This is a genomic window from Collinsella sp. An2 (assembly GCF_002160065.1).
Lineage (GTDB): Bacteria > Actinomycetota > Coriobacteriia > Coriobacteriales > Coriobacteriaceae > Limicola.
Genome location: NZ_NFJW01000014.1, coordinates 1 through 21,385, shown reverse-complemented (window position 1 = coordinate 21,385; position 21,385 = coordinate 1). Strand labels below are relative to the sequence as shown.

Genomic DNA, 21,385 nt, shown 5'->3' with positions numbered 1-21,385 from the left:
TGGGAGGCTGCGAAGCCGGCGCTGTGCCGGCAGGGCCGCGTGGGTGTTGGCCGTGGGGGATGAAGGTCGTGCTGGAGGGGGCGTGGCGGGCGGTGCCGACCGGGACCAGGAGGCGCCGCCCCGGGACCAGGCGATGCCGCCCGGCCGCGAGGGTGCTGGCGCTCCGGGTCGGCCCAGAGCGGGCCTCAAGCCCGAGAGGCGGGCTTCTACCGGTCGTTCTCCCATTGCTCGATGAGCCAGGCCATGACCTCTTCTGCGGTGGGAATCGACGCCTGCGCTCCCAGGCGCGAGACGGCAAGGGCCGAGGCGCAGGTGGCCTCCCCGGCGGAGTCCAGCAGCGGAAATCCCTGCGAGCGCATGGCGGCGAGTGCGCCCAGATACGTGTCGCCCGCGGCGGTGGTGTCCACGACGTCGACGGTGCGGGCGGGCAGGTGCACGTATTCGTCCTCGAACAGCAGAGCGGACCCGCCAGCGCCCAGGGTGACAAGCGCCGCCCCTTCCGTAAGGCGGCACAGCGCCTCGAGCGCGCGCCGACAGTCGTCTTCATCTGTTGGCACAATGCCCACCACGGACTCGCATTCGGTTTCGTTGAGACATACAAGGTCGACCTCGCGCCATGTCTGAGGCGGCAGGTTGCAGGCAGGGGCGGGATTGAAGATGGTAAACATACCGCGCCGATGGGCATGCTCGATCGCCTGCGCGGTCGCCTTTAGGTCGCATTCTCCCTGCGCCAAGAAGATGCTCCCTATGCGGGCGTCGCCTTGGTCGAAGAGTGCATCGATAGAGCCTATCACCTCGCGGCCGTCAAGCGCCGTGTTGGCGCCGGCGGCAAGCACGATACGGTTGTCGCCGCCCGTACGCACGATGACGGCAACACCCGTGGGCACGTCGGCAAGCCTGCGGACCTGGCCCGTGCCGATGCCGTCATGTTCCAGTCCGGCGACGAGCTGGTCGCCGAAGGTATCGGCTCCCACGGCTGCGATCATGTGGACCTTTGCGCCCATGCGCGCAGCGGCGACGGCTTGGTTGGCGCCTTTACCGCCCGCGCCCGTGACAAAGTCCGACCCATGGATGGTCTCGCCCGCCAGGGGCATGCGGTCGCAGGCCACCGAGAGATCCATATTCATGCTGCCGAACACTACGACGGTTCGCCCGTCTCGCAGGAGCTCTTTATCCGCTTCGTCCATGATGGCCTCCCTTCGGCCGCTCCGTGCCTTCATGGTAGCCCCTCCTGTGCCGAGGCGGTCGCTCGTTTCTCGATACAGTTTCGACAGGTATGGAGGACTTGTTCTGGCATCAGGGAGGAGTTGAGGATTTGCCAGCGCGTGCCGCGACGAATGCGCTGGTGACATGTGCACGGCTCGGTTAACGCCGCGAGCGCCTGCAGGGCTTCTTCGCAACCCGTTCGTCAATAGGTACAATAAGCGCATGTATGGCAGTAATGAATCGTAGCACTTGGGATGCAGCATGAGCACTCCTTTCGATATGAATGAACATGATCGTCGAGTCCGCGCCGCGCGGCCTGCAAGCGAGGGAGGTACGACCGCGCCGCGTCCTGCGGGAGCGGCGAGCGGCGCCTCTGTGCCTTCTGCCGCGCCGGGTGAGCGTGGCACGATGCCGCATTGGGCGGCGCATGCCGCGACCTCACCGCAGCCTCGGCATGTGCCGGCCGCTCGGCCGGCGTCGCCTGCGCGGACGTCCTCCGAGCAGGTTTCTTCTGCGCAGGCCTCGCATGCACAGACGGCTGCCCGTCAGGCGCAGCAGGCCCCAACGCCCGCACAGACGGCTTCCCATCCCGTGCAGCGTGCTGCGACGCCGGCCGTCGGAAACGACGCCGTCGGGGTCGTTCCGCTTACCGCCCGCACAGCGGCAGGCCGCGCTGCCGGTGGCCGTCAGGCCCGCCCCGAGCATGCCGCTCAGCCTCAGCGGGTTCGGGCGGCGCAGCCCCAGGCTGCGGCTCGTCGTGCGTCCTCCGCTCCTGCGGGCACGCGCGCCGGAGCAACGTCCGCTGCGCAGAGGCCGGCCGGCCCGGCTGGTCCTGCAGGCCCTGGCGGCAGCTCTGCGGTAGCAGAGGCGGCTGCCCCCAAGCGGCCTCGCTCGCGCTATATTCCCGCCCTCGACGGCATCCGCACCTTTGCCGTGCTCGCGGTCGTGCTCTATCACCTCAACCTCACCTGGGCGCAGGGTGGCCTTCTGGGCGTCACCGTCTTCTTCGTGCTATCGGGCTACCTCATCACCCGCTTGCTGCTAGGCGAGTTCCAACAGACGGGCCGCATCGACCTAAAGAGCTTCTGGATGCGCCGCGTCCGGCGCCTTGTGCCCGCCATCGTGACGGTGGTTGTGGTGACCTGTGCGCTCTGTACGCTGTTCAATCACGTCATGCTCACCAAGATGCGTCCCGACATCCTGCCGTCGCTTCTGTTCTTCAACAATTGGTGGCAGATTATTCAGAACGTGTCGTATTTCGATGCACTCGGCGACCCCTCTCCGCTTACGCATTTCTGGTCGCTCGCCATTGAGGAGCAGTTCTACCTGGTGTGGCCGCCGGTGCTGTTCCTGCTGCTGCATCTGGGCATCAAGCGTCGCCCGCTGCGACGTGTCGTGCTTGTGCTGGCAGCGGTGTCAGCGCTGGCTATGGCACTGCTCTACAATCCTGCGGTCGATCCCAGCCGTCTGTACTACGGCACGGACACCCGCGTGTTCTCGCTGCTGCTGGGCGCCTGGCTGGCGTTCATCCCCGAGGGGTCTATGCATCCCCGCGAGCTTGCGCATGTGGTGGGGCTCGATCGGATTCTGCCGTTCTTGCGCCGCGACGACGCGGCGGGCGTGGCAGGGGAGGCCGCGGGCCTGGACGGTGCCGAGGGGAACGGGTCGCCCACGGTTGCGGGCGCTTCCATCCAAGAGAGTGTCTCTGCTAAGCGGTCGCCGCTTTCCCGCCATGTGGTCGACATCATCGGACTCGTGGGCTTCATCGGCCTTGCGCTCATGGTGGTTTTCACCAACGGCTATACCGCCTTCCAGTACCAGGGAGGCACGCTTCTGTGCTCGATCTTCACGGTCATGCTCATCATGGCGGCCGTGCAGCCCGACGGCATCGTGGCTCGCGTGTTCTCGTTCTCGCCGCTCGTCTGGGTGGGCAAGCGCTCGTACAGCATCTATCTGTGGCATTACCCGCTGCTGCTGCTCATGAATCCGGTTGCAGACGTTACCGATACGCCGTGGTGGCTCATGATCGTGCAGGTGCTTGTGGTGCTTGCCGCCGCCGAGTTCTCGTATCGCTTCATCGAGACCCCCTTCCGCAAGGGAGCCTTCGGCAAACTCGTTTCGCGCGTGCGCGCTGGTCAGGTAAGCGTCCCGGCACTCATCCGGACCCGTCCCGTGCCCGTGATCGCGGCCGCGATTGTGGCAGCGATCGCTGTAGGCGGCCTTGTCTTCGTGCCGAACACCTCGGCGCTGAGTGAGGAGGGTGCGGCCCTGCTGACCGACGGCGGCACCGCAGGGACTGCCACCGACGGCGCAGGCGATGCGGGAAACGCTGGCAACGAGGCGGCGCAGTCGGATGGTGGGCAGCAGGCCACGCCTGCGACCGACGACACGTCGGATACCGATGACGGCGATTTCCCCGCGGGTTCGTATGACATCGTGATGGTTGGCGACTCGGTGTCGCTGCGTGCCGTGGACACCTTCAACAGCACCTTCCCTCATGGTCATATCGACGCTGCGAAGAGTCGACAGTTCTCGGCCGGCATCGAAGCCTATCGCAGCTATGTGGACCAGAACCTCGCCGGCAAGGTGGCCGTGTTCGCGCTGGGTACCAACGGCCTGGTTACCGACGATCAGATCGACGAGCTCATGGGGCTTGTCGGCGATAAGCGCAAAGCGGTCTTCGTCAATACACGTAGCCCGCAGCCGTGGGTGGGCGCCACCAACGAGGCGCTTGGCCGCGCGGCGGACCGCTATTCGAACGCGAGCGTCATCGACTGGTACGGCTATAGTGCGGGGCGTAACGACCTGTTCGACGGTGATGGCACGCACCTCAACAATCAGGGTGCGCGGGAGTACATCAACCTCATCTATAACGCTGTGAAGGACGACCTGCCGGTGCACCCCGAAGACCACGCAGACGACCCGCAGCCCCAGGCAGCGCAGAACGCGGTCCAGAAGTTCGCTCAGGCGCTTGCTGCCGGCTTCGCGACGCATGAGGTCAACCCGAAGGAGACCGGATCGGCCGCCTAGGTAGGGGTCGCTCAGCCAGCCGGAAACGACTGGATATGAAACGGCGGGCGTCTCGCTGAGGTGCGAGGCGCCCGCCGTGCTGTATGCCAGCTGTGTGTCGCGCATGCCATGCGGCAGGTGGGGTGCGTGGCGCGCATGGCGGGGCTGCGCTCGGGTCTACCGCTATTCAGAGAGGATGATACGCGTCAGCTCTTCGGCGCTGTGTGCAATCAGGTCGGCCCCCGCCGCCTCGAGCTCGATGCTGCCCCTAAAGCCCCAAGCGGCACCCGCTACCGCGAGGCCGGCGTTGTGGCCTGTCTGCACGTCGACATTGCTATCGCCTACATAGAGGGTCGTCGCAGGGTCTGCTTGCAGCTGGTCGAGCACGTGAAGCGTGATGGGCGCTGCCGGTTTGGGCGGATACGCATCGATGCGTCCCTGGACGAGCGCAAAGCGGTCGTCAAAGTAGTGAGCGACAAGCGGCGCCACGGCCGCATGGTCCTTGTTTGAGAGTACGGCCAAGGTAAGGCCGGCGGCGCGCAGCTCGTCGAGCATGGACAGGATGCCGGGGTAGGGATGCGTGTGGTCTTCCTTATGGGCGGCATAGTACGAGGTGAATTCCTCAAAAACCTGTGCAAAGACCGCGGTGTCGCCGGCAAACTCGGCGGGTGTGATGCGCTCGACCAGCTTGGGCATGCCGTTGCCCACCTTGTAGCGATAGGCATCAAGTTCAAACGTGGGCCAACCGTGTGCGGCGCATACGTGGTTGCAGGCGAGCGCGAGGTCCTGCAGCGTATCTAGGAGTGTGCCGTCAAGATCGAAAACGATGTGGGTAAAGGGCATGGAACTTCCCTTGTGCGTGTACCAATGATTCGCATCCATTGTCCACGTCTGCGACTGGTGCGCAATCGCTGCACGAAGAATTTGCAGTGCGGTGGAGTCATGCGGGGGTTGCGTATCGGTTTCATGCCCGTTCTGCCTGCGAACCGGTCCCGGGTCGACCTGTCGGGAGGTGGCCTAGAACCCAAGATGCATAAAATGGCGGTGTATCTGGATAGGATTTTCTGCAGCAGGGGCTGGTTTCCGGCTTCTGCCGCCTGCTGGGCCGGCGTGGTGGACAAATTTTCGAGTTGTCTGTAGCAACAGGGAGTCAGAAAATAAAGAATTGCGGGCATCCAGCATTTTTAAACACCCTTTCAAGCTCAAAATGCTTATACAGGTACGTCTGGGTGCACCTATGGCTACAGACTTCTGGGATTTTTGCCCACCTGGGGCCCTTGCAGCCCGTGGGGCGCCTTCAGCCCGGCCGTGTCATGGCCGGCACCCTGCCCCGAAGCCCCTGTCAGGCTCCCCTGGAGGCTGAGGGCGGCCTCGGGGTCACTTGTATCCGCCCTGTCGAGGAAGGCGGCCGCCCGCTCCTGACGGCCCTCTGCCACCGGGGCCTCAGCTTAGATCTTGGGTAAATGCATGCAGGAACTCTTCGAAGGTGTCTGTCTGCATAATGCGCATGGTGTCGTCTACTGACGAGAAGAGCTCGATGATGATATCCAACACATCGCGGAAATACCCCATGTCCTCACGTGCGATGCCAATGAGCAGCACGAAGTTAACATCGTGACGGCCCCATGGAATGGCAGTGTCGTTGTGAAGTGCCGCAATGAAGGAGCGCGTGGCATAGGTATCGATGGAATGTGGTATGGCCAATCGTTCTGTGAAGGCGGTTGAGGAAATGCGTTCGCGCAGATGGACGTCTCTTACAAAGTCGTCGCCGGCAAAGCCTCCGGCCATGCAGAGCGATCCCAGGTAGTCGATGTATGCATCCGGCCCACCCTGCAGCTGTACATTTCGAGCGAACAACTCAGGCCGCAACACGTGCCGCAGGAAACGATGTGCCTGTCCTCGACGCTTAGCTTCAAGAACCCCAGCGATGTTATCCCGGATCTTGCGCAGGTTTTGCTTGGTGAGTATGGGGCCTATAAGAATCTTGAGCGCGTTAGCCACGGGTACATCGATGGTAGTTATCACCACGTCGCTCTCTGGATGGCTTGTGAGGTAGGCATCGCAGCTCATGACACCTATGATTGCGATATCATCGGCCAGCGCGTGCTCGAGGTCGGATACAAGCTGTCGGGCAAAATCGTGGTACTGCTCGACAATGACGATGCATGTCACGCTATTCGAGGGTGCGGCACAGCGCTCCAGATACGCGCCAATGTGAAACGCGATAAAGCCGATTTCGTTCTCGCCCAGCTCTACATTGAGTGCCTGGGAGAAGCGATGGGCAAAGTAGACCGCCATGTCATAGACGGGCGCGAAGTCACTCATGATTTGGTGAACGAGCGGATTGGGGTAGCGCACGTGATAGAGGGCGCGTTGATAGACGTTGTACATATGCAACGTGAACTGCAGCATAAAGGCCTCATCGAACGACGTGATGCCATAGCGTTCTGATGTTTCCCGAGCAATTTGCGAGACCGTTTGCACAAAAGGCCGTTCGATGATGGAGGAAAGACGTTCGAAGCTCAGTTCGTCATAGCTGTAGCGTTCAATGGAGAGAGCGATAAGAAGTACGATTTGCTGATAATCGGCTTTGGGGATGGGACAGCCAAAGGCGCGTTCAAAATAGCGCGAAAACTCATCGGCACACTTAACGATCTCATCGCGTTGGGAAAAGGCGTTTACGAGGTCGGCGGCATCAATGGCATCATCGCGCTCGTCGAGCTCGTTGTTGGATTTCAGTCGAATAATAATGACCAGGATATGCAGCAAAAGGTTGCTTAGGGCGTAGTTGTTCAGGAAAAGCTCCGAGTGCTGGCAGATTTCGGCGAGCTTGTTCATGATGCCATCTACATCGAAGCCGGGAAACAGCTCTTTGAGCGTGTCGGTAGAGGTGAAGTATCCATTGGTGCCTTGGGTTGCTATGTAGCCCAGCAGGCGTCGTTTGTTCTGCTCGCGGCCTTCGAGCCGCGTGGCAAAGCCATGAGTCTCTACCTGGATGTCAAACTGGGAGAGCAGTTTGCGCACCTGGGGCATGACCGTGTTAGAGAGCGTGCTTTCGCTGATGCAGAGCTCGTCTGCGAGGTCAAACATGGAGACGGGCTCCTGCGCGTTGATGAGGCGTGAAAGCACATAGTCGCGACGGGTGTCGCGGACGCTCTTCTGCGGGGTATGCGATGGAGGCGCGGACGGCGTTATGGGTTGGCGATTCTCGGCGACCTCCCCTGTGGCTCCCGCATGCTCGCGATCGAGGCGATATCCCTCTTTCGACGAGGCGATGTGACGGCTGCCTGTACGATTGATTTCGGCTATGTAGTTGCGCACCGTTCGCTCGCTCGTGTTGAGCATTTTGGCAAGCACGGCGGATGACACCCATGAATTGGCATGTTCGAGAATATAGATTAACCGATTGATACGGTCCTGCTTCGCAGATGCCATGCCCCGCCTCTCACGCTTACTGTGGCCAGGGGTTGTCGAGATGGGGCTCGGATCCCCCGAAATCGTGCGATGTTTCCTGGCATGCTTGGTACTTTGAATTCAATCCTAACCCACGAACAGGATGCCGAAAAACCGACCGATTGCCGCAGTGGCGGAAATCCCATCGGTTTTCCGCGAGCCGGCAACCCGGCAGGTTTTCCGCCTGGCGGAAAGAAATGTGTTCGCGCCGAGGTGACCAGGCCCCGTATAGTGCAGACAAGGTCAGAGATGCCCGGGTCGACACGGGTGTCGCGGCGACCGGGCGGCATGGGCCGTCCGCAACGAAAGGAGTGAATCCCATGGCAGATGCGAATGGGACTATCCGGATCTTGCTTGCCTGCGGAATCGGCGCCTCGACTGGATTCATGGCGGCGAACATGCGCAAGTATGCCAAGGAGGAGGGGCTAAACGTCTCGATTTCGGCTGTAAGCAAGTCCGAGATTATGGATTACGCCGACAAGATCGATGTGCTGCTGCTGGGTCCGCATTTCGCGGCTGAGGTTCCGGCTACGCGGGAGCGCATGAAGCCCTATGGCGTAAAGGTCATGTCTATCGATCCGGACTATTATGCCGCGCTCGATGGTGAGAGCATCCTTGAAGATGCCTTCGATTTGCTTGAGGAAGACGAGTAACGGTCTTCCGAGCAAGGCAAGACGCGGCGCGCCCGCATGGCTTGCAGGCGTCGCGGACGCACCGCTTAACCCCTCTTGGAAGGAGGAGCCTCTATGCAGCATATCATGGAAGCGGTTCAGGCATGGATTGAGAAGCACATCGTGCCAGTCGTGAACAAGCTGCAGGCGACGTATTGGTTTGGCGTCATTTCGGATGCTGTCCTCTACATCGTTCCGTTTTCAATGGTGAGTGCCATTCCCAGTCTTTGGAATATTGTTCGCAGATTTGTGACCTGGCTGCCAGACATCTCACCTATTACCACCTATTCATTCGGCCTTGTCGGTCTGTTCATGGCTTTCATCATTCCGCACAACGTGGCGGTGAAGGAAGATCGCAAAGACCGTAGTATGATTGCGGGCTTCACGGGCATCGGCACCTACATGCTGTGCATGAACGCCCAGACAACCGATGCCGGAACGGTTTTTGAAATGAGCAAGTTCGGCGCGGGCGGCATGTTCACCGCCATGGTTGTCGGCTTTGTAGTGGGCTTTATTTACAAACGCATGGCTCGTATGACGTTCTTTAGCGAGGACAGCCTCATTCCTGACTTCGTTAAAAACTGGTTCGACAACATCATCGCCGTGCTGCTGTCGCTTCTTATCGGCTGGATTGTTACCTATATTGCGCAGGTGGACGTCTTCACCATGGTGGGCCTCATTCTCTCGCCGGTGACCAACTTCGCGCAGACCCTGCCAGGTACTATTGCCATCCCGCTTGTCATGGATACCTTCTACTTCTTCGGCATCTCCGGCTGGGTGTTCTCGCCGGTTCAGCAGTCCATCCAGAAGGCTGCACTTGCGGAGAACATGGAGCTCTATGCCGCAGGCCTTGCTCCGGTGAACATCAACGCCTATGGCATTACCCGCTACATCATGATTGGCGGCGAGGGCGCCACGCTCCCGCTTGCGTTCTACATGCTCTTTGCCAAGTCCAAGAAGAACCGCACGCTCGGTCGTGCCACGATTGTCCCATCGATCTTCAACATCAACGAGCCGCTTGTGTTCTCGACCGTTGTTGCAAACCCGTTCCTGTTCATTCCTATGGTTGCGCAGGCCATCATCCTTCCCGCTATGGCTTATCTGTGGATGAGCATGGGCTGGGCTGGCATGCACGTAGAGAACTTCGACATGAATTTCCTGCCCAATGCCATTTCTGCCTTCTTCATGTCCGGTGGTAACTGGGGCAACGTTGCTCTGGTGTGCGTGAACCTCGTCATTGCTGCAATTCTGTGGTTCCCCTTCTTCAAGGCTTATGACAACTACCAGGCCAAGCAGGAGGAGAAACAGGCCGAGGAGAAGGCTGCCAAAAAGGCAGCACGTGAGGCCCGCAAAGCCGCCCGTCGCGCTGCCGCCGAGGCGGAGGCTTCCGAAGCATAGCTTCACGCCGGCATGGCCTGCCGTCCGGAATGGCCCTCAGTGATCTGGGCTCAGCTTAGGCTTTGCCGCCGGTCGCCGCGCACCGTTTGAAGCGCTGGCATCCCGCAGCGCCGCGGACCGGCGCCCCTGATTACCTCAACTGTCCCGGTGGCCGACTGCCGCCGGGACACCAAAGAAAGGAGCACGTCATGGCAGATGCCACCGTGGATATCAATATGGTTGCAATGGAGGTTATCCTCAATGCTGGCGACGGCCGCGCCTGTATCGACCAGGCTCTCGAGAGCATGGCTCAGCTTGATTTCGATGCGGTTGAGGCGCACCTTGCCGAAGCTGAGACAAAGATTCAGAAGGCGCATAACGCGCAGACCGACACGATCCAGCGCCAGGCAGCCGGCGAGGACGTCGAGTATTCGCTGCTCTTCACCCATGCCCAGGATACGCTCATGACCATTAGCGCTGAGCTCCATATGACGCAGAAGATGCTCCCAGTGGTGCGTGCCCTTGCTGGGAAATAGCGCGAGGTCTTAGGCCTTGCCGGATTCAAGGCCTTGTATTGCCTGAACCTCTCTACTTATCACCGTTTATTTGGATAACGCTACAGAAAGGGATGTTTATCATGATTGATCTCGATACCTATGACTTCGGTGACGCGTTCCCAAAAGGTTTCCTTTGGGGCGGCGCTACGGCAGCCAACCAGATCGAGGGCGCCTGGAACGAGGGCGGTCGCGGTCCTGCCGTGTCCGACTACGTGATTCTGCTTGACCGCGAGACATGTGCCCGTGAAGGTATCGTCGAGGGTGGCCCGCTTAACTCCGTGACGCGCCAGTCCCTGGCCGAGCGCAAGGCGAACGAAGACGCCTACGACTTTCCCAAGCGTCGTGGCATTGACTTCTACCACACCTATAAGGACGACATTGCACTGCTTGGCGAGATGGGCTTTGGGGTCTTCCGCATGTCCATCTCTTGGAGCCGCATTTTCCCGAACGGCGATGACGCTCAGCCCAACGAGGAGGGCCTGGCCTTCTATGACGCGGTGTTCGACGAGTGCCACAAGCATGGCATCGAGCCCATGGTGACCCTTAATCACTTTGACATGCCGCTCCACCTGGCCGAGGAGTACAACGGTTTTGCAAGTCGTCATGTAGTCGATGCCTTTGAGCGCTATGCCGAGACTGTATTCCGCCGCTATAAGGGCAAGGTCAAGTACTGGATGACCTTCAACGAGATCAACCATGTCTATGCCAACCCGTGCACCTGCTGCGGCGTGATTTGGGACCAGCCGGAAGATGGCGGCAACCCTTATGCTGGCCGTTGGCCCGAGAAGTTCCAGGTTGCGCACAACCAGCTTGTCGCCTCAGCGAAGGCTTGCATCAAGCTGCACGAGATTGACCCGGATGCCTACATCGGCAACATGCTCTGCCGCCTGGAGAATTACGCTGAGACCTCCAAGCCCGAGGACCAGCTTCAGGTACTGTTCGAGGATCATTTCAATTGGTTCTTCACCGACGTGCAGGCCAAGGGTGAGTACCCGTACTACATCAAGCGCTTCTTCCGCGACTACGGCGTGGAGCTTCAGATGGAGCCGGGTGACCTCGAGACGCTTAAGAAGGGCACCGTCGACTACATCTCGATTAGCTATTACATGACTTACATCATGCGCTACAAGGGAAAGATCTCGCCTGAGCCCTCTGGCAAGCTCCTTACCGAAATCAAGAATCAGTATCTCGATCAGACCGAGTGGGGTTGGCCGATCGATCCGGTGGGCTTCCGCATCACGCTCAACCATATTTATGACCGCTATCATCTGCCGATCTTCATTTCCGAGAACGGCAATGGCATCACCGAAGAGCGCGATGAAAATGGTTATTGCGCAGATGATGCGCACATCGCCTACATGAAGGAACATGTGGAGCAGCTGCACCAGGCGCTCCTCGATGGCGTGGACGTGTTCGGATATGCGTGGTGGGGTCCCATCGACCTCATTAGCTCCGGCACTTCCGAGATGACCAAGCGCTACGGTCAGATCTCGGTGGACCAGGACGACCATGGCAACGGCACGGGTAAGCGCGGCAAGAAGAAGAGCTTCTACTACTACAAGAAGCTCATCGCTTCAAATGGTGCCGATACGTCGACCGACAATATCGTGATTGAGTGAGAAGCACCACCCCATTTCCTGCGCAGGCTCGTCATGCCCGAGAATGCGCGGCGCGGCGTCGCCTGCAGCGGCGCCGCGCCATCCTAGCCCCCCATCGCCCTAGCGGCAAGCCTGGGCCTCAGGCCCTGAGCGGAAAGGACAGCAATGGTTTCCCAAAAGACGACCGTGGTGAATCCCAGCGGCCTGCATGCCCGTCCGGCTTCGGTCTTTGTGAAGAAGGCCATGGAGTTTGAAAGCGATGTGACCGTGTGCAACGTTACCAGTGGAAGCGAGCCGAAAAACGCCAAGTCCATCATCACCATGATGGCGCTCGGTATGAAGCAGGGGCACGAGATCGAGATTTCGGCCGAAGGCCCGGATGAGGCCCAGGCGGTTCAGGCCCTGGTCGAGCTCGTCGAGAGCGGCTGCGGAGAGTAGACGTTTGGCCCCTGCGGACATGCTGACCGCAGGGGCAAATCGGTGAAAGGATGTGCCATTGCCATGAACGCGCTCGTTCGGTCGGCATTGCTCAAGCTGCTTGCCGCATCGCTTGTGTATGCGGCAGCTACGGTACTTATGGACGTTACGGTCGCGTCGTTCTCGGGAGATGCCCTCACGGCGGTGTCGGTGGTTTCCACCGTCATTGCCCTTGCGCTGTTTGTGGTTGTGGTGTTGTTCGAGGTGCGCGCGTATCGCGCGGTGAGCGCATGCGCGCAGGATGCTGGCAACAGGGTGGGAGAGCGTTTCGAGGGCAGCGGCAAGGTTCTTTTGGCGTTGACGCTGTGGTTTGCGGGAGGCTTGCCCATGAATCTGGTGTCCCTTGGGCGCGGTGCCATGGTGGGGGCGTCGAGCACGGGTATGGAGCCGCTGTTTTTGCAGCTTGGTATAACCGTTGTGCTCGTGGTGTTCTGCTGGCTGCGCCTGCACGATCTGGTGCGGGGGCGTTAGGATATGTCGCTTGATATCGGCGGGGTCATCTCTCAGATGGAGGTGGTCTCGCTTCCGATCGTGTTGGGGTATGTCCTGCATCGCCTTGGAGTGCTAGGCGGAGAGTTCGACCATAAGCTCACCACGCTCGTGCTCAACATCGCCCTTCCTTGCACCGTGCTGTCCTCGCTGTCGACGGTGGACGCGCTTCCTGGGCGTGGCGAGACGCTGCGGGTCGTACTGCTCATGGCGGTGGCTATGGTGGTGTCGTGGTTGGTCGCCGTGGCGGCGTCGCGCGTCATGCGGGTCCCGCGCGGGGTCGAGGGGGCATATCGGTTCGCCATGATGTTTGGAAACGCGGGGTTCATCGGTTTTCCCGTCATCTCATCCGTCTTGGGCGATGGAGCACTGCTCCTTGCGGTGATCGCAAGCGTTCCAGGAAATATCTTCATGTTTACCGTGGGCGCGGGCATGTTTCGCGCACGCGACCTGGCGCAGCCAGATATCGAGGCGGGACATGGCACCGGCCGCGCCCGCAAGCTTGCGTCTGCCTTGGCAAGCTTCAAGACCCCTACGATTATCGCGAGTATGACTGCGCTCGTGTTGATCCTAGCCGGCGTGCGTGACCTGGGGGTCGCAGGGAGCGCGATGTCGGTGGTGGGACAGATGTCCACGCCGGCGGCACTGTTGATTGTCGGGTCTTCGCTTGCCCAATATAATCCACTCGAGATGGTCGGCAATCCTCGCGCTTATTTCGCTGCAGCATTTCGGCTGTTGGGAATCCCTCTGGCCTGCCTTACGGTGCTGGGGCTTGCCGGGGTGGATAGGATGGTGCGCTCGGTGATTGTGCTCGAATGCGCCATGCCAGTAGCCACCAACGGCACCCTGTATTGCATGCAAAGTGGTATGGATGCCACGCCAATGATGCAAATCACCTTCTTGAGCGTGGTGGGGTCGATCCTTACCATCCCGGTAGTTTCGGTGCTGCTTGGCGCCTGCTAGCAAATGCGCGGCAGCTGCTCGCCTACGAGCATGTCGAGGATGCGGGTCGAGCCCCAGGGCGTGCGCACGTGCACGCGCGGCTTGGCGTCAGGGGCCAGCTCGCAGACACGCCCGATGATGGCGGCGTGCTCTCCGTAGCGGCTCGCGCGCATGGCGGCAAGCGCGGCATCGGCTTCATCGGCGGGGACGACGGCGACCATCTTTCCCTCGTTTGCCACCTGCAGCACGTCATAGCCAAGCATCTCGCAGGCTGCCTGGACCTGCGGATTCACGGGGACATTTTGCTCGTCGACCTCGATCTCGACCTTGCTGGCCGAGGCGAATTCGTTGAGCGTGCTTGCCAGGCCACCGCGCGTGGGGTCACGGAAGCAGCGTGTATGAGGTGCCGCCTCAAGTGCTGCGGCGACAAGATGGTTGAGCGGAGCAGCGTCGCTCTCGATGGTGGTCGAGAACGATAGCCCCTCGCGCTGGCTCATGACCGCGATGCCGTGGTCTCCCAGGGTTCCCGACACGAGCACGACGTCTCCGGGCCGACAGGCGCTGCCCGAAAGTTCAACGCCTTCAGGAACTTCGCCCACGCCCGCCGTGTTGATATAGACGCCGTCGGCCCCGCCGCGACCGACGACCTTCGTGTCCCCGGTGATGATGCGCACGCCGGCCTCGGCCGCGGTATCCGCCATGCTGCGGCAGATGCGCAGCAGGTCGTCCATCGGGTAGCCCTCTTCCAGAATGAAGCCACACGAGAGGTAGTGTACGCGAGCGCCCGAGGTGGAGACATCGTTCACGGTGCCGCAGACGGCAAGGCGCCCGATATCGCCGCCGGGGAAGAACTGCGGGGTTACTACAAAACTGTCGGTCGACATGGCGATGCGGCCGGTGGGTGCCAGCGCTGCCACGCCGGAGTCGTTGCCGGCCAGCAGCTCGGGGGACCCAAAGGCATCAAGGAAGACCTCGTCGATGAGACGCTTCATCATCTGCCCGCCCGATCCGTGGCCAAGCAGGACGGTGGTATCGGTTGCCATGAAAGTCTCCTTACGCTCGATGGTCCAATCTGCTGGGGTGACCGTTCTTGAAGGGTTACTGCGCGCCGCGCCGCCTCTCCCTTGGGTCGGGATCGCGCGGCGGCCGGACTATTCGTGGTAGCGAAAATAGGCGGCGCAGCTGCCCTCGCTCGATACCATGCATGGGCCAACGGGATGCTCGGGCGTGCATGCGCGTCCAAAGAGCGGGCACGACGTGGGCGCGATTGCTCCGCGCAGGACGTCTCCGCAGCGGCATCCGCGCGGCTCACGAGTCGGCTCGACATCGACGTCAAGGCGACGACGGGCGTCAAAGCGGGCGTACTCGGGTCGAATAGCGAGGCCCGATGCAGGCAGCTTGCCCAGGCCGCGCCAGGTGGCGTCACAGGTCTCGAACACCTTGTCGACCACGCCCCGCGCCACGGCGTTCCCTTCGCTGCTCACACCGCGGCGATAGGCGTTTTCTATGGCCGGCCTGCCCGAAATCGCCATCTCGGTTAGCAGTAGGATGCTTTCCAGAATATCGACAGGCTCGAATCCAGTTACCACACCAGGGATGCCAAACTCGTCGACAAGGAAGCGGTAGGGAGCAAGTCCGGTGATGGTGGACACGTGCCCCGGAAGGATGAAGCCGTCGATGCGCGTCTCCGGGTCGTCGGCGATGGCGCGCAGCGCGGGCGGCGTCATCTTATGAGCGCTCATGACTGAGAAGTTGGTGAGCCCGCGCGCCTCGGCGTCAAGGATGCTTGCGGCGATGGTGGGTGTGGTGGTCTCAAATCCCACGCCGACGAACACCACGTTGAGCTCGGGATGCTGTTGAGCAAGCTGGACGGCATCGAGCGGCGAGTACACGATGCGCACGTCGTGCCCAGCGGCTTTCTGTGCGGCGAGTGAACTCGTCGACCCTGGAACACGCATCATGTCGCCGAAGGTGGCGATGGTGAGGCCGTCGAGTTTTGCAAGCGCGATGATGCGGTCGATATCCTGGTTTGCGGTCACGCAGACCGGGCATCCAGGACCCGAAAGCAGGTGGATGCCCAGGGGCATGACGGAGCGAAAACCGTAGCGGCCGATGCTCATGGTATGTGTGCCGCAGACTTCCATGAAGTTGAGCTCGCGGTCCCCAGCCAGCTCGTCGATGCGCTCAATGAGGCTGCGGGCAAGGTCGGGGTCGCGGAAGGCCTCGAAGTCGATGCGGTGCTCGTCGCGCGCGCTGCCGTCTGTCATGCGACGGCCCCGACGGCGACGGTGCCAGCGGCCGGCGTCTCGTCCGTCTCGTTTTCGGCGGCGGCATCCGCGGCCGCGCCAAACGGCACCACGCCATCGAGCTCTTCGCTTACCAGCTCGGGAATCTCCTGGAAGATCTCGAGCGTAAGACGTGCTTCCTCGGGGTCGATGACCTGGATGCCGAAGCCGGCATGCACCAGCACATAGTCTCCAACCTTGGCGTCGGGGGTCAGCGCGACCGAGATATCGCGCTGCACGCCAAGCATGTCGACGGTTGCGGTGACATCATCGTGAAGCGCAACGATATTTCCTGGAACAGCGAGGCACATGGAGGTCTCCTTTTCTGCATTGTTGCGCAAGATGGTACCGCTCTGGTGGCAGCTCGGCAAACGATGACGCAAGCGGGGCATCTGCAGCTCGCTTCCGTCGAGGTGGGTATGTCGTGCGGTTGCGGGGGGGTGCTGTGCAGGAGCGGCGACTTGCCCGCCGCTCAGCGGTGCGGAGCGCCTGCCGAGAGCAGGGCGCACTCAAGCCCGTGGATTCATGAAGCGCGCATATCCCGCTGCGCCAGAATCGCGTGCGCGACGGCCGCCTGGCCATAGGCGATGCAGCCGTCGTTGACCGGGACGTCTCTGGGAACCAACACGTGCAATCCCTGGTCTTCCAGGAGGCTGCGCGTCATGCCCAGCAGCAAGCGATTCATGAAGACCCCGCCGGATAGCGCAACGAAGCCGATTCCGGTTTGTTGAGCCAGCAACGCGGCAGTCTCGGCCGCCATGCGAGCGACGGCTTCGTGCACGCCGAGCGCGAGTTGCTCAGGACGCGCACCGGCGGCGAGGTTGTCCAGCAGGCTGCAAAGCAGGGGGGTCGGATCGAGCACAAGTGAACCTTGCCTGCGTCGCATGCATGGCGCGTCGATAATGGGACTGGCTGGGAGGCACGACTGCTCGCGCGTTGCTGCCGCTTCGAGCAAGATCGCAGGCTCCCCTTCGTAGGTGGCGCTATCGCATATGCCAAGCATTGCCGATACGGCATCGAGGAAGCGCCCCATGCTGCTGGTGAGGGGGCTGTTGATGCCGCGTGCGACCATGGTTTCGGTAATGCTGCGCTCTTCGGGGGTTAGGCGCACGAGAAGTGGCGCCGCGCCGGGATGGTCAAGCAGGTTGCAAGCGTGCAACAGCGCGAAGGCATTTCGCCGCGCATCGCGCACGCTGGCGGCTCCGCCCGGTAGGTGCCATGGCATCAGGTGCGCGGCGCGCCTACACGCAGAAAGCCCTGCGACGAGAAACTCGCCGCCCCAGATGGTGCCATCGGTTCCTGCGCCGGTGCCGTCAAACGCAACGCCTATGACCTGGGCGTTGGGGGCAAGCTCTCCGCGCGCCGCCGCCTCGGCGATGACGGCCGCAAGGTGCGCATGGTGGTGCTGCACCTCGATCAGGGGAAGATGCTGCTCGCGGGCGGTTTCGCGCGCCCACTGGCTTGCCAGGTACGACGGATGCAAATCGCAGGCAAGGACCTGCGGCTCAAGGTCGAAGAGCGTGGCAAACCGGCGGCGCACCTCGTGCCAGGCGTCAAACGTGGCGGCGTTCTCCACGTCGCCAATATGTTGCGACAACAGACACGCCGCGGAGCCGTCTTCCTGCTCTCGCGTAAAGGCGAGCGTCGCCTTCTGTTCCGATCCGCAGGCCAGGATGGTGGGCATGCTGGGCTCGATCCCGTCGCAAGAGGGAGAGCGCATGGCAGGCAGCGCCAGCGGACGCGGCGCATAGCCGCGGGCGCGCCGGACCAACATGGGCGTGCCTGCGACAACGCGTACGACTGAGTCGTCATAGCGGGCGAGGATGGCGCGGTCATTGCCCAGAAGGGCGTCGGCCAAACCGCCATCGACGAGATGCTGCCAAGCCAGGCGGTCGTCGGTCTCGATAGGCTCCTCGCTCACGTTGCCGCTTGTCATGACCAAGGCCGAGACGCCGACAAGCGAACATGCCGCAAGCAGGAGGTGCTGCAGCGGGGTGTAGGGCAGCATGATGCCCAGCTCGGGAAGGTCGAAGGCGACCGATGGCGCAAGCGTGTCGCCCGTGGTCGCGCCGGCCGCGTGCGTCATTTGTTCCGCCGCCGCATTCGGAGCGGCCTCCGGGCTCGCCGCTTGGTCAGCCGCAGCTCTGGCACGCGCGCCGTGCTCGCGACGGCGCAGCAGGACGATCGGGCGAACCGTGCCCTCGAGCAGCGCCCGTTCAATGTCGTCGATATGGCAGAGCGCACAGGCATCTTCAAGGCGCCCGACCATGACCGCAAGTGGCTTGTTGCTGCGGCGCTTGCGCCGGCGTAGCTCCTGCGCGGCGTGCTCGTTCGAGGCATCGCAGGCAAGGTGGAATCCTCCCAGCCCTTTGATGGCAACGATTCCGCCGGCAGCGAGCATTCGGGCGCAGCGATCTATGATGGCGTCGCTTTGCGTGCGCGTCTGTCCAACGGACGGCGCGGCGGGCACCTCGCGCATACACTCGGCCAGGTGGTCGGGTAAGTCGGTGCGTTCACGCCAGGTGATATGCGGCCCGCATTCAAAGCAGGCGTCGGGCTGTGCGTGGAAACGCCGGTCCGCGGGGTCGGCATATTCTGCCGCACACGTGGCACACATGGGAAACGCGTCCATAGATGTGGCCGGGCGGTCGTAGGGAAGCGACCGGATGATGGTGAAGCGCGGCCCGCAGTTGGTGCAGTTGATAAACGGGTAGTGGTAGCGCCGGTCTGCGGGGTCAAAGAGCTCGCGCAGGCAGTCGGGGCAGGTGGCGATATCGGGCGAGACGAGCGTCGTGCGCTCGGTTTGGTCGTCCGAGGCGACGATGCGAAACGCGCCGTCGGGACTCGAGTCCGACGCCAGCGCCCGGCGCTCGCCGGATTTGCTGGGCGAGTCGTCGGCCACGGTGGACGAGGCTGCCTCTGCAGGGAGTTCGATTACCTGTACGGTGTCGATGCGCGCAGCTGCGGGGGCCTCGTCGCGCAGCGCCGCAACAAACGAGGCAAGTTGCTCGTCGCTGGCGGCGTGTACCTCCACGTGCACGCCATCTCCGGCGTTGAGCACCCAGCCCGCAATGCCGTGGCGAATCGCCTCGCGATACACGAACGGCCGCATGCCCACGCCTTGGACGATGCCGGTGATATGGATGTGCGCGTCACGCATGCTTGTCTACAGTTCGAGGCTTGCGTCGGTGGCGGCGCAGGTGAGCTCGCCGTGCTTGACGCCGCGCAGCCCCAGCAGCTTGTCGGCAAGCTCGTAGACGCGCGAGCCCTGGCCGCGCAGCGCGAGGATCTCGAGGCAGTTGCTATGGTCAAGATGCACGTGCATGGTCGAGACGATTTCGTGCGTGTAATCGTGCTGCACCTCGTCCAGCTTCCGGGTGAGGTCGCCGGTGTGATGGTCGTAGATCATGGTCAAGGAGCCGATGACCTGCGCGTCGGGCGTGCGAAGCTCCTCGCGCACGAGCGAAGAGCGAATGAGGTCGCGAATGGCTTCTGAACGGTTCGAGGTGGCGCCGCGACGCGCGATCTGGGCGTCGAAGGCATTCAGCAGATCCTCCGGGACGGCGATGGAGAACCGCACAAGATCTCCTGCGTTGCAGGAACCCATGGCGCTACACCAGTCGCACGGAGCCGACGGAGTTGTGGTCGGCCTCGATTGCGTCCTCGTAGCCCTCGAGCGCCGCGCGTGCCTCGTCAAGTGCCTTCATGGCCGCCTGGAGTTTGGATCCAATGCGCTCCATGTCGAAATTCTCGGTAGCGTGCAGCAGGCTGTGGCTCCAGTCGCGCGCGAGGGCAATGGTGTCGTCGACCTGTTTGACGCTCATGGCGAGCTGTCCCATGTTCATTCCCACGTCGTGCATGGGTGCCTCCTATCTTTAAGTCGTTGCATCAGAGAGCCGGATACCGGATGCTTTGGTGCAATGCAGAATCTGGCGGGCAGGGACGCCGACATGGGACCTGGGGCGCGCGGAGCGACCCCGTCAAGGAGGATGGCGTCCTGCCCCACCCGGGCTCTTCCGCGGATTAGCTGGATGAGGGGCGCAAGGCCACCTCGGATCTCTTCTAGGAGGTTGCGGTCCCGGGTGACGCGGGCAGGCGCCCGCCGCCCTGCAGCAGAGAGGAGGGCGGGGAGATGATCTACGCCGGTGTGGACGTCGCCAAGGCGGACCACGTGATAGGCGCCGTGGACGACCGCGGCGAGGAGCAGGGCAAGCGGATGCCCTTCAAGAACAGCGCCGCCGGCTTCGAGCGGTGCGGGGCCTGGCTCGAGGGCGTGGCCGAGGCGCCCGGCGACGTGCTCGTCGGCATGGAGGCGACGGGGCACTACTGGATGGCGCTCTACGCCTTCCTCGTCTCCAGGGGCTACTCGGTCGCGGTGATCGACCCGGTGCAGGTGAGCGCCGTGCGCAGGTTCAAGGGGCTCGACAGGGTCAAGAACGACCGCGTCGACGCCGCGCTCATAGCCGAGGCGCTGCGCATCGGGCGGTACGACCCGACGGGGCTCGCCACCGACGAGGTGCAGTCGCTGCGCACCCTCACGCGCTACCAGCAGTCCCTCAAGGCCGAGCTCGCCGAGGTGAAGACCCAGTGCACGTGCCTGCTGGACTCGTACTTCCCCGAGTTCTCCGGCGCGTTCTCCGACATGTTCGGCGCCGCCGGGCGCGCCGTGCTCTCCAAGAGCCCGCTTCCGTCGCGGATCGCCAGGAGGCGGGTCGACTCCCTGCAGCGCGACATCTCCTCGGCGGCACGGGGCAGCCGCCGCGTGGACGGCAAGGCCGCCGAGCTCAAGGCGCTCGCGAGCGCGTCCGTCGGCATCAGGCTCGGCGAGGACGCCGCGGCGATGCAGATCCAGTCGCTCGTCCGCCAGATGGACCTCCTCGACGGCGAGTGCGGGAAGGTCGAGCGCAGGGTGCGCGAGCTGCTCGAGCTCGTGGAGCCGCTCGTCCTCACCATACCCGGGGTCTCGTACACGACGGGGGCCCAGATCGTCGCCGAGATCGGCGACATAGGCAGGTTCCGCGGCGCCTCCGCGCTCGTGGGCTACGCCGGGCTCAACCCCTCCGTCAACCAGTCGGGCAGGTTCGACAGCGGGGGCGGCCCCATCACCAAGCACGGGTCGCCGTACCTGCGCAGGGCGCTGTGGCTGGCGGCGAACAGGGCCCGGCAGCACGACCCGTCGCTCAGGGCCTTCTACGAGAGGAAGAGGCGCGAGGGCAAGTGCCACCGGGTGGCGGTGACCGCCGTGGCGCGGAAGCTCTGCCACATAGTCTTCGCGGTGATGCGGGACGGGGTCCCGTACGACCCGGCGAGGCCGGGGAGGG

General features: G+C 62.5%; 18 protein-coding genes. 9 read left to right on the top strand and 9 right to left on the bottom strand.

Annotation, left to right across the window (positions count from 1 at the left end):
- Nucleotides 1-206: 206 nt before the first annotated feature.
- Nucleotides 207-1,187 (bottom strand): ribokinase, encoded by a 981-nt coding sequence (locus B5F33_RS08580; protein WP_087411398.1) that lies wholly within the window; start codon nucleotides 1,185-1,187, stop codon nucleotides 207-209.
- A gap of 280 nt (nucleotides 1,188-1,467) precedes the next feature.
- Here B5F33_RS08580 and B5F33_RS08575 point away from each other — a divergent pair, with 280 nt between their 5' ends.
- Nucleotides 1,468-4,236, top strand: a complete 2,769-nt coding sequence (locus B5F33_RS08575; protein WP_239284984.1) for an acyltransferase family protein — start codon at nucleotides 1,468-1,470, stop codon at nucleotides 4,234-4,236.
- A gap of 162 nt (nucleotides 4,237-4,398) precedes the next feature.
- Here B5F33_RS08575 and B5F33_RS08570 read toward each other — a convergent pair whose 3' ends face one another.
- Together B5F33_RS08570 and B5F33_RS08560 are read right to left on the bottom strand one after the other, a co-directional pair.
- On the bottom strand, nucleotides 4,399-5,058 hold the full coding sequence (locus B5F33_RS08570; RefSeq protein ID WP_087411396.1) for an HAD-IA family hydrolase: 660 nt from the start codon (nucleotides 5,056-5,058) through the stop codon (nucleotides 4,399-4,401).
- A 600-nt stretch (nucleotides 5,059-5,658) separates the two neighbouring features.
- Nucleotides 5,659-7,650: a PRD domain-containing protein gene (locus B5F33_RS08560; RefSeq protein WP_087411394.1), complete on the bottom strand. Its 1,992-nt coding sequence runs from the start codon at nucleotides 7,648-7,650 to the stop codon at nucleotides 5,659-5,661.
- A gap of 338 nt (nucleotides 7,651-7,988) precedes the next feature.
- On the opposite strand from B5F33_RS08560, the gene B5F33_RS08555 reads away from it, so the two are divergent.
- The 7 genes from B5F33_RS08555 (at nucleotide 7,989) to B5F33_RS08525 (ending at nucleotide 13,800) form a co-directional block, all read left to right on the top strand.
- Entirely contained in the window at nucleotides 7,989-8,321 is a 333-nt protein-coding gene (locus B5F33_RS08555; protein WP_087411393.1) for a PTS sugar transporter subunit IIB, read from the top strand.
- Nucleotides 8,322-8,414: 93 nt separating this feature from the next.
- Nucleotides 8,415-9,737 (top strand): PTS transporter subunit EIIC, encoded by a 1,323-nt coding sequence (locus tag B5F33_RS08550; RefSeq protein ID WP_087411392.1) that lies wholly within the window; start codon nucleotides 8,415-8,417, stop codon nucleotides 9,735-9,737.
- 188 nt (nucleotides 9,738-9,925) lie between these two features.
- Nucleotides 9,926-10,252, top strand: a complete 327-nt coding sequence (locus tag B5F33_RS08545; protein WP_239284981.1) for a PTS lactose/cellobiose transporter subunit IIA — start codon at nucleotides 9,926-9,928, stop codon at nucleotides 10,250-10,252.
- Between the two features lie 101 nt (nucleotides 10,253-10,353).
- Nucleotides 10,354-11,892 carry a glycoside hydrolase family 1 protein gene (locus tag B5F33_RS08540; protein WP_087411391.1) on the top strand — a complete coding sequence of 513 codons (1,539 nt, stop codon included), beginning with the start codon at nucleotides 10,354-10,356 and terminating at the stop codon, nucleotides 11,890-11,892.
- Between the two features lie 144 nt (nucleotides 11,893-12,036).
- Entirely contained in the window at nucleotides 12,037-12,309 is a 273-nt protein-coding gene (locus B5F33_RS08535; RefSeq protein WP_087411390.1) for an HPr family phosphocarrier protein, read from the top strand.
- Between the two features lie 63 nt (nucleotides 12,310-12,372).
- The gene (locus B5F33_RS08530; RefSeq protein ID WP_087411389.1) at nucleotides 12,373-12,819 is read left to right on the top strand and encodes a hypothetical protein; all 447 of its coding nucleotides are present in this window, start codon (nucleotides 12,373-12,375) and stop codon (nucleotides 12,817-12,819) included.
- 3 nt (nucleotides 12,820-12,822) lie between these two features.
- Nucleotides 12,823-13,800 carry an AEC family transporter gene (locus B5F33_RS08525; protein WP_087411388.1) on the top strand — a complete coding sequence of 326 codons (978 nt, stop codon included), beginning with the start codon at nucleotides 12,823-12,825 and terminating at the stop codon, nucleotides 13,798-13,800.
- On the opposite strand, the gene hypE is transcribed toward B5F33_RS08525, so the two are convergent.
- From hypE to B5F33_RS08495, 6 genes are all read right to left on the bottom strand, one after another.
- Nucleotides 13,797-14,822: a hydrogenase expression/formation protein HypE gene (gene hypE, locus B5F33_RS08520; RefSeq protein ID WP_087411387.1), complete on the bottom strand. Its 1,026-nt coding sequence runs from the start codon at nucleotides 14,820-14,822 to the stop codon at nucleotides 13,797-13,799. The two genes, B5F33_RS08525 and hypE, sit on opposite strands and share 4 nt — an antisense overlap.
- Before the next feature lie 108 nt (nucleotides 14,823-14,930).
- Entirely contained in the window at nucleotides 14,931-16,046 is a 1,116-nt protein-coding gene (gene hypD / locus B5F33_RS08515; protein ID WP_087411386.1) for a hydrogenase formation protein HypD, read from the bottom strand.
- On the bottom strand, nucleotides 16,043-16,375 hold the full coding sequence (locus B5F33_RS08510; RefSeq protein WP_087411385.1) for a HypC/HybG/HupF family hydrogenase formation chaperone: 333 nt from the start codon (nucleotides 16,373-16,375) through the stop codon (nucleotides 16,043-16,045). Before B5F33_RS08510 ends, hypD begins: the two co-directional genes overlap by 4 nt.
- 212 nt (nucleotides 16,376-16,587) lie before the next feature.
- On the bottom strand, nucleotides 16,588-19,224 hold the full coding sequence (locus B5F33_RS08505; protein WP_087411384.1) for a carbamoyltransferase HypF: 2,637 nt from the start codon (nucleotides 19,222-19,224) through the stop codon (nucleotides 16,588-16,590).
- A 6-nt stretch (nucleotides 19,225-19,230) separates the two neighbouring features.
- On the bottom strand, nucleotides 19,231-19,644 hold the full coding sequence (gene nikR, locus B5F33_RS08500; RefSeq protein ID WP_239284979.1) for a nickel-responsive transcriptional regulator NikR: 414 nt from the start codon (nucleotides 19,642-19,644) through the stop codon (nucleotides 19,231-19,233).
- A gap of 31 nt (nucleotides 19,645-19,675) precedes the next feature.
- Nucleotides 19,676-19,924, bottom strand: a complete 249-nt coding sequence (locus B5F33_RS08495) for a hypothetical protein (protein ID WP_087411382.1) — start codon at nucleotides 19,922-19,924, stop codon at nucleotides 19,676-19,678.
- A 272-nt stretch (nucleotides 19,925-20,196) separates the two neighbouring features.
- Here B5F33_RS08495 and B5F33_RS08490 point away from each other — a divergent pair.
- Nucleotides 20,197-21,385: IS110 family transposase (locus B5F33_RS08490; RefSeq protein WP_087411381.1), on the top strand; the 1,189-nt coding region annotated here is incomplete at its 3' end.

Excerpts from the sequence above, each read along its gene's own strand:
- B5F33_RS08575 (WP_239284984.1), top strand. The coding sequence starts at position 1,468 with ATGAGCACTCCTTTCGATATGAATGAACATGATCGTCGAGTCCGCGCC.
- B5F33_RS08510 (WP_087411385.1), bottom strand. The coding sequence starts at position 16,375 with ATGTGCCTCGCTGTTCCAGGAAATATCGTTGCGCTTCACGATGATGTC.
- B5F33_RS08535 (WP_087411390.1), top strand. The coding sequence starts at position 12,037 with ATGGTTTCCCAAAAGACGACCGTGGTGAATCCCAGCGGCCTGCATGCC.
- B5F33_RS08505 (WP_087411384.1), bottom strand. The coding sequence starts at position 19,224 with ATGCGTGACGCGCACATCCATATCACCGGCATCGTCCAAGGCGTGGGC.
- B5F33_RS08570 (WP_087411396.1), bottom strand. The coding sequence starts at position 5,058 with ATGCCCTTTACCCACATCGTTTTCGATCTTGACGGCACACTCCTAGAT.
- B5F33_RS08495 (WP_087411382.1), bottom strand. The coding sequence starts at position 19,924 with ATGCACGACGTGGGAATGAACATGGGACAGCTCGCCATGAGCGTCAAA.
- B5F33_RS08530 (WP_087411389.1), top strand. The coding sequence starts at position 12,373 with ATGAACGCGCTCGTTCGGTCGGCATTGCTCAAGCTGCTTGCCGCATCG.
- B5F33_RS08560 (WP_087411394.1), bottom strand. The coding sequence starts at position 7,650 with ATGGCATCTGCGAAGCAGGACCGTATCAATCGGTTAATCTATATTCTC.
- B5F33_RS08555 (WP_087411393.1), top strand. The coding sequence starts at position 7,989 with ATGGCAGATGCGAATGGGACTATCCGGATCTTGCTTGCCTGCGGAATC.
- B5F33_RS08525 (WP_087411388.1), top strand. The coding sequence starts at position 12,823 with ATGTCGCTTGATATCGGCGGGGTCATCTCTCAGATGGAGGTGGTCTCG.
- B5F33_RS08550 (WP_087411392.1), top strand. The coding sequence starts at position 8,415 with ATGCAGCATATCATGGAAGCGGTTCAGGCATGGATTGAGAAGCACATC.
- B5F33_RS08545 (WP_239284981.1), top strand. The coding sequence starts at position 9,926 with ATGGCAGATGCCACCGTGGATATCAATATGGTTGCAATGGAGGTTATC.
- hypD (WP_087411386.1), bottom strand. The coding sequence starts at position 16,046 with ATGACAGACGGCAGCGCGCGCGACGAGCACCGCATCGACTTCGAGGCC.
- hypE (WP_087411387.1), bottom strand. The coding sequence starts at position 14,822 with ATGGCAACCGATACCACCGTCCTGCTTGGCCACGGATCGGGCGGGCAG.
- B5F33_RS08580 (WP_087411398.1), bottom strand. The coding sequence starts at position 1,187 with ATGGACGAAGCGGATAAAGAGCTCCTGCGAGACGGGCGAACCGTCGTA.
- B5F33_RS08540 (WP_087411391.1), top strand. The coding sequence starts at position 10,354 with ATGATTGATCTCGATACCTATGACTTCGGTGACGCGTTCCCAAAAGGT.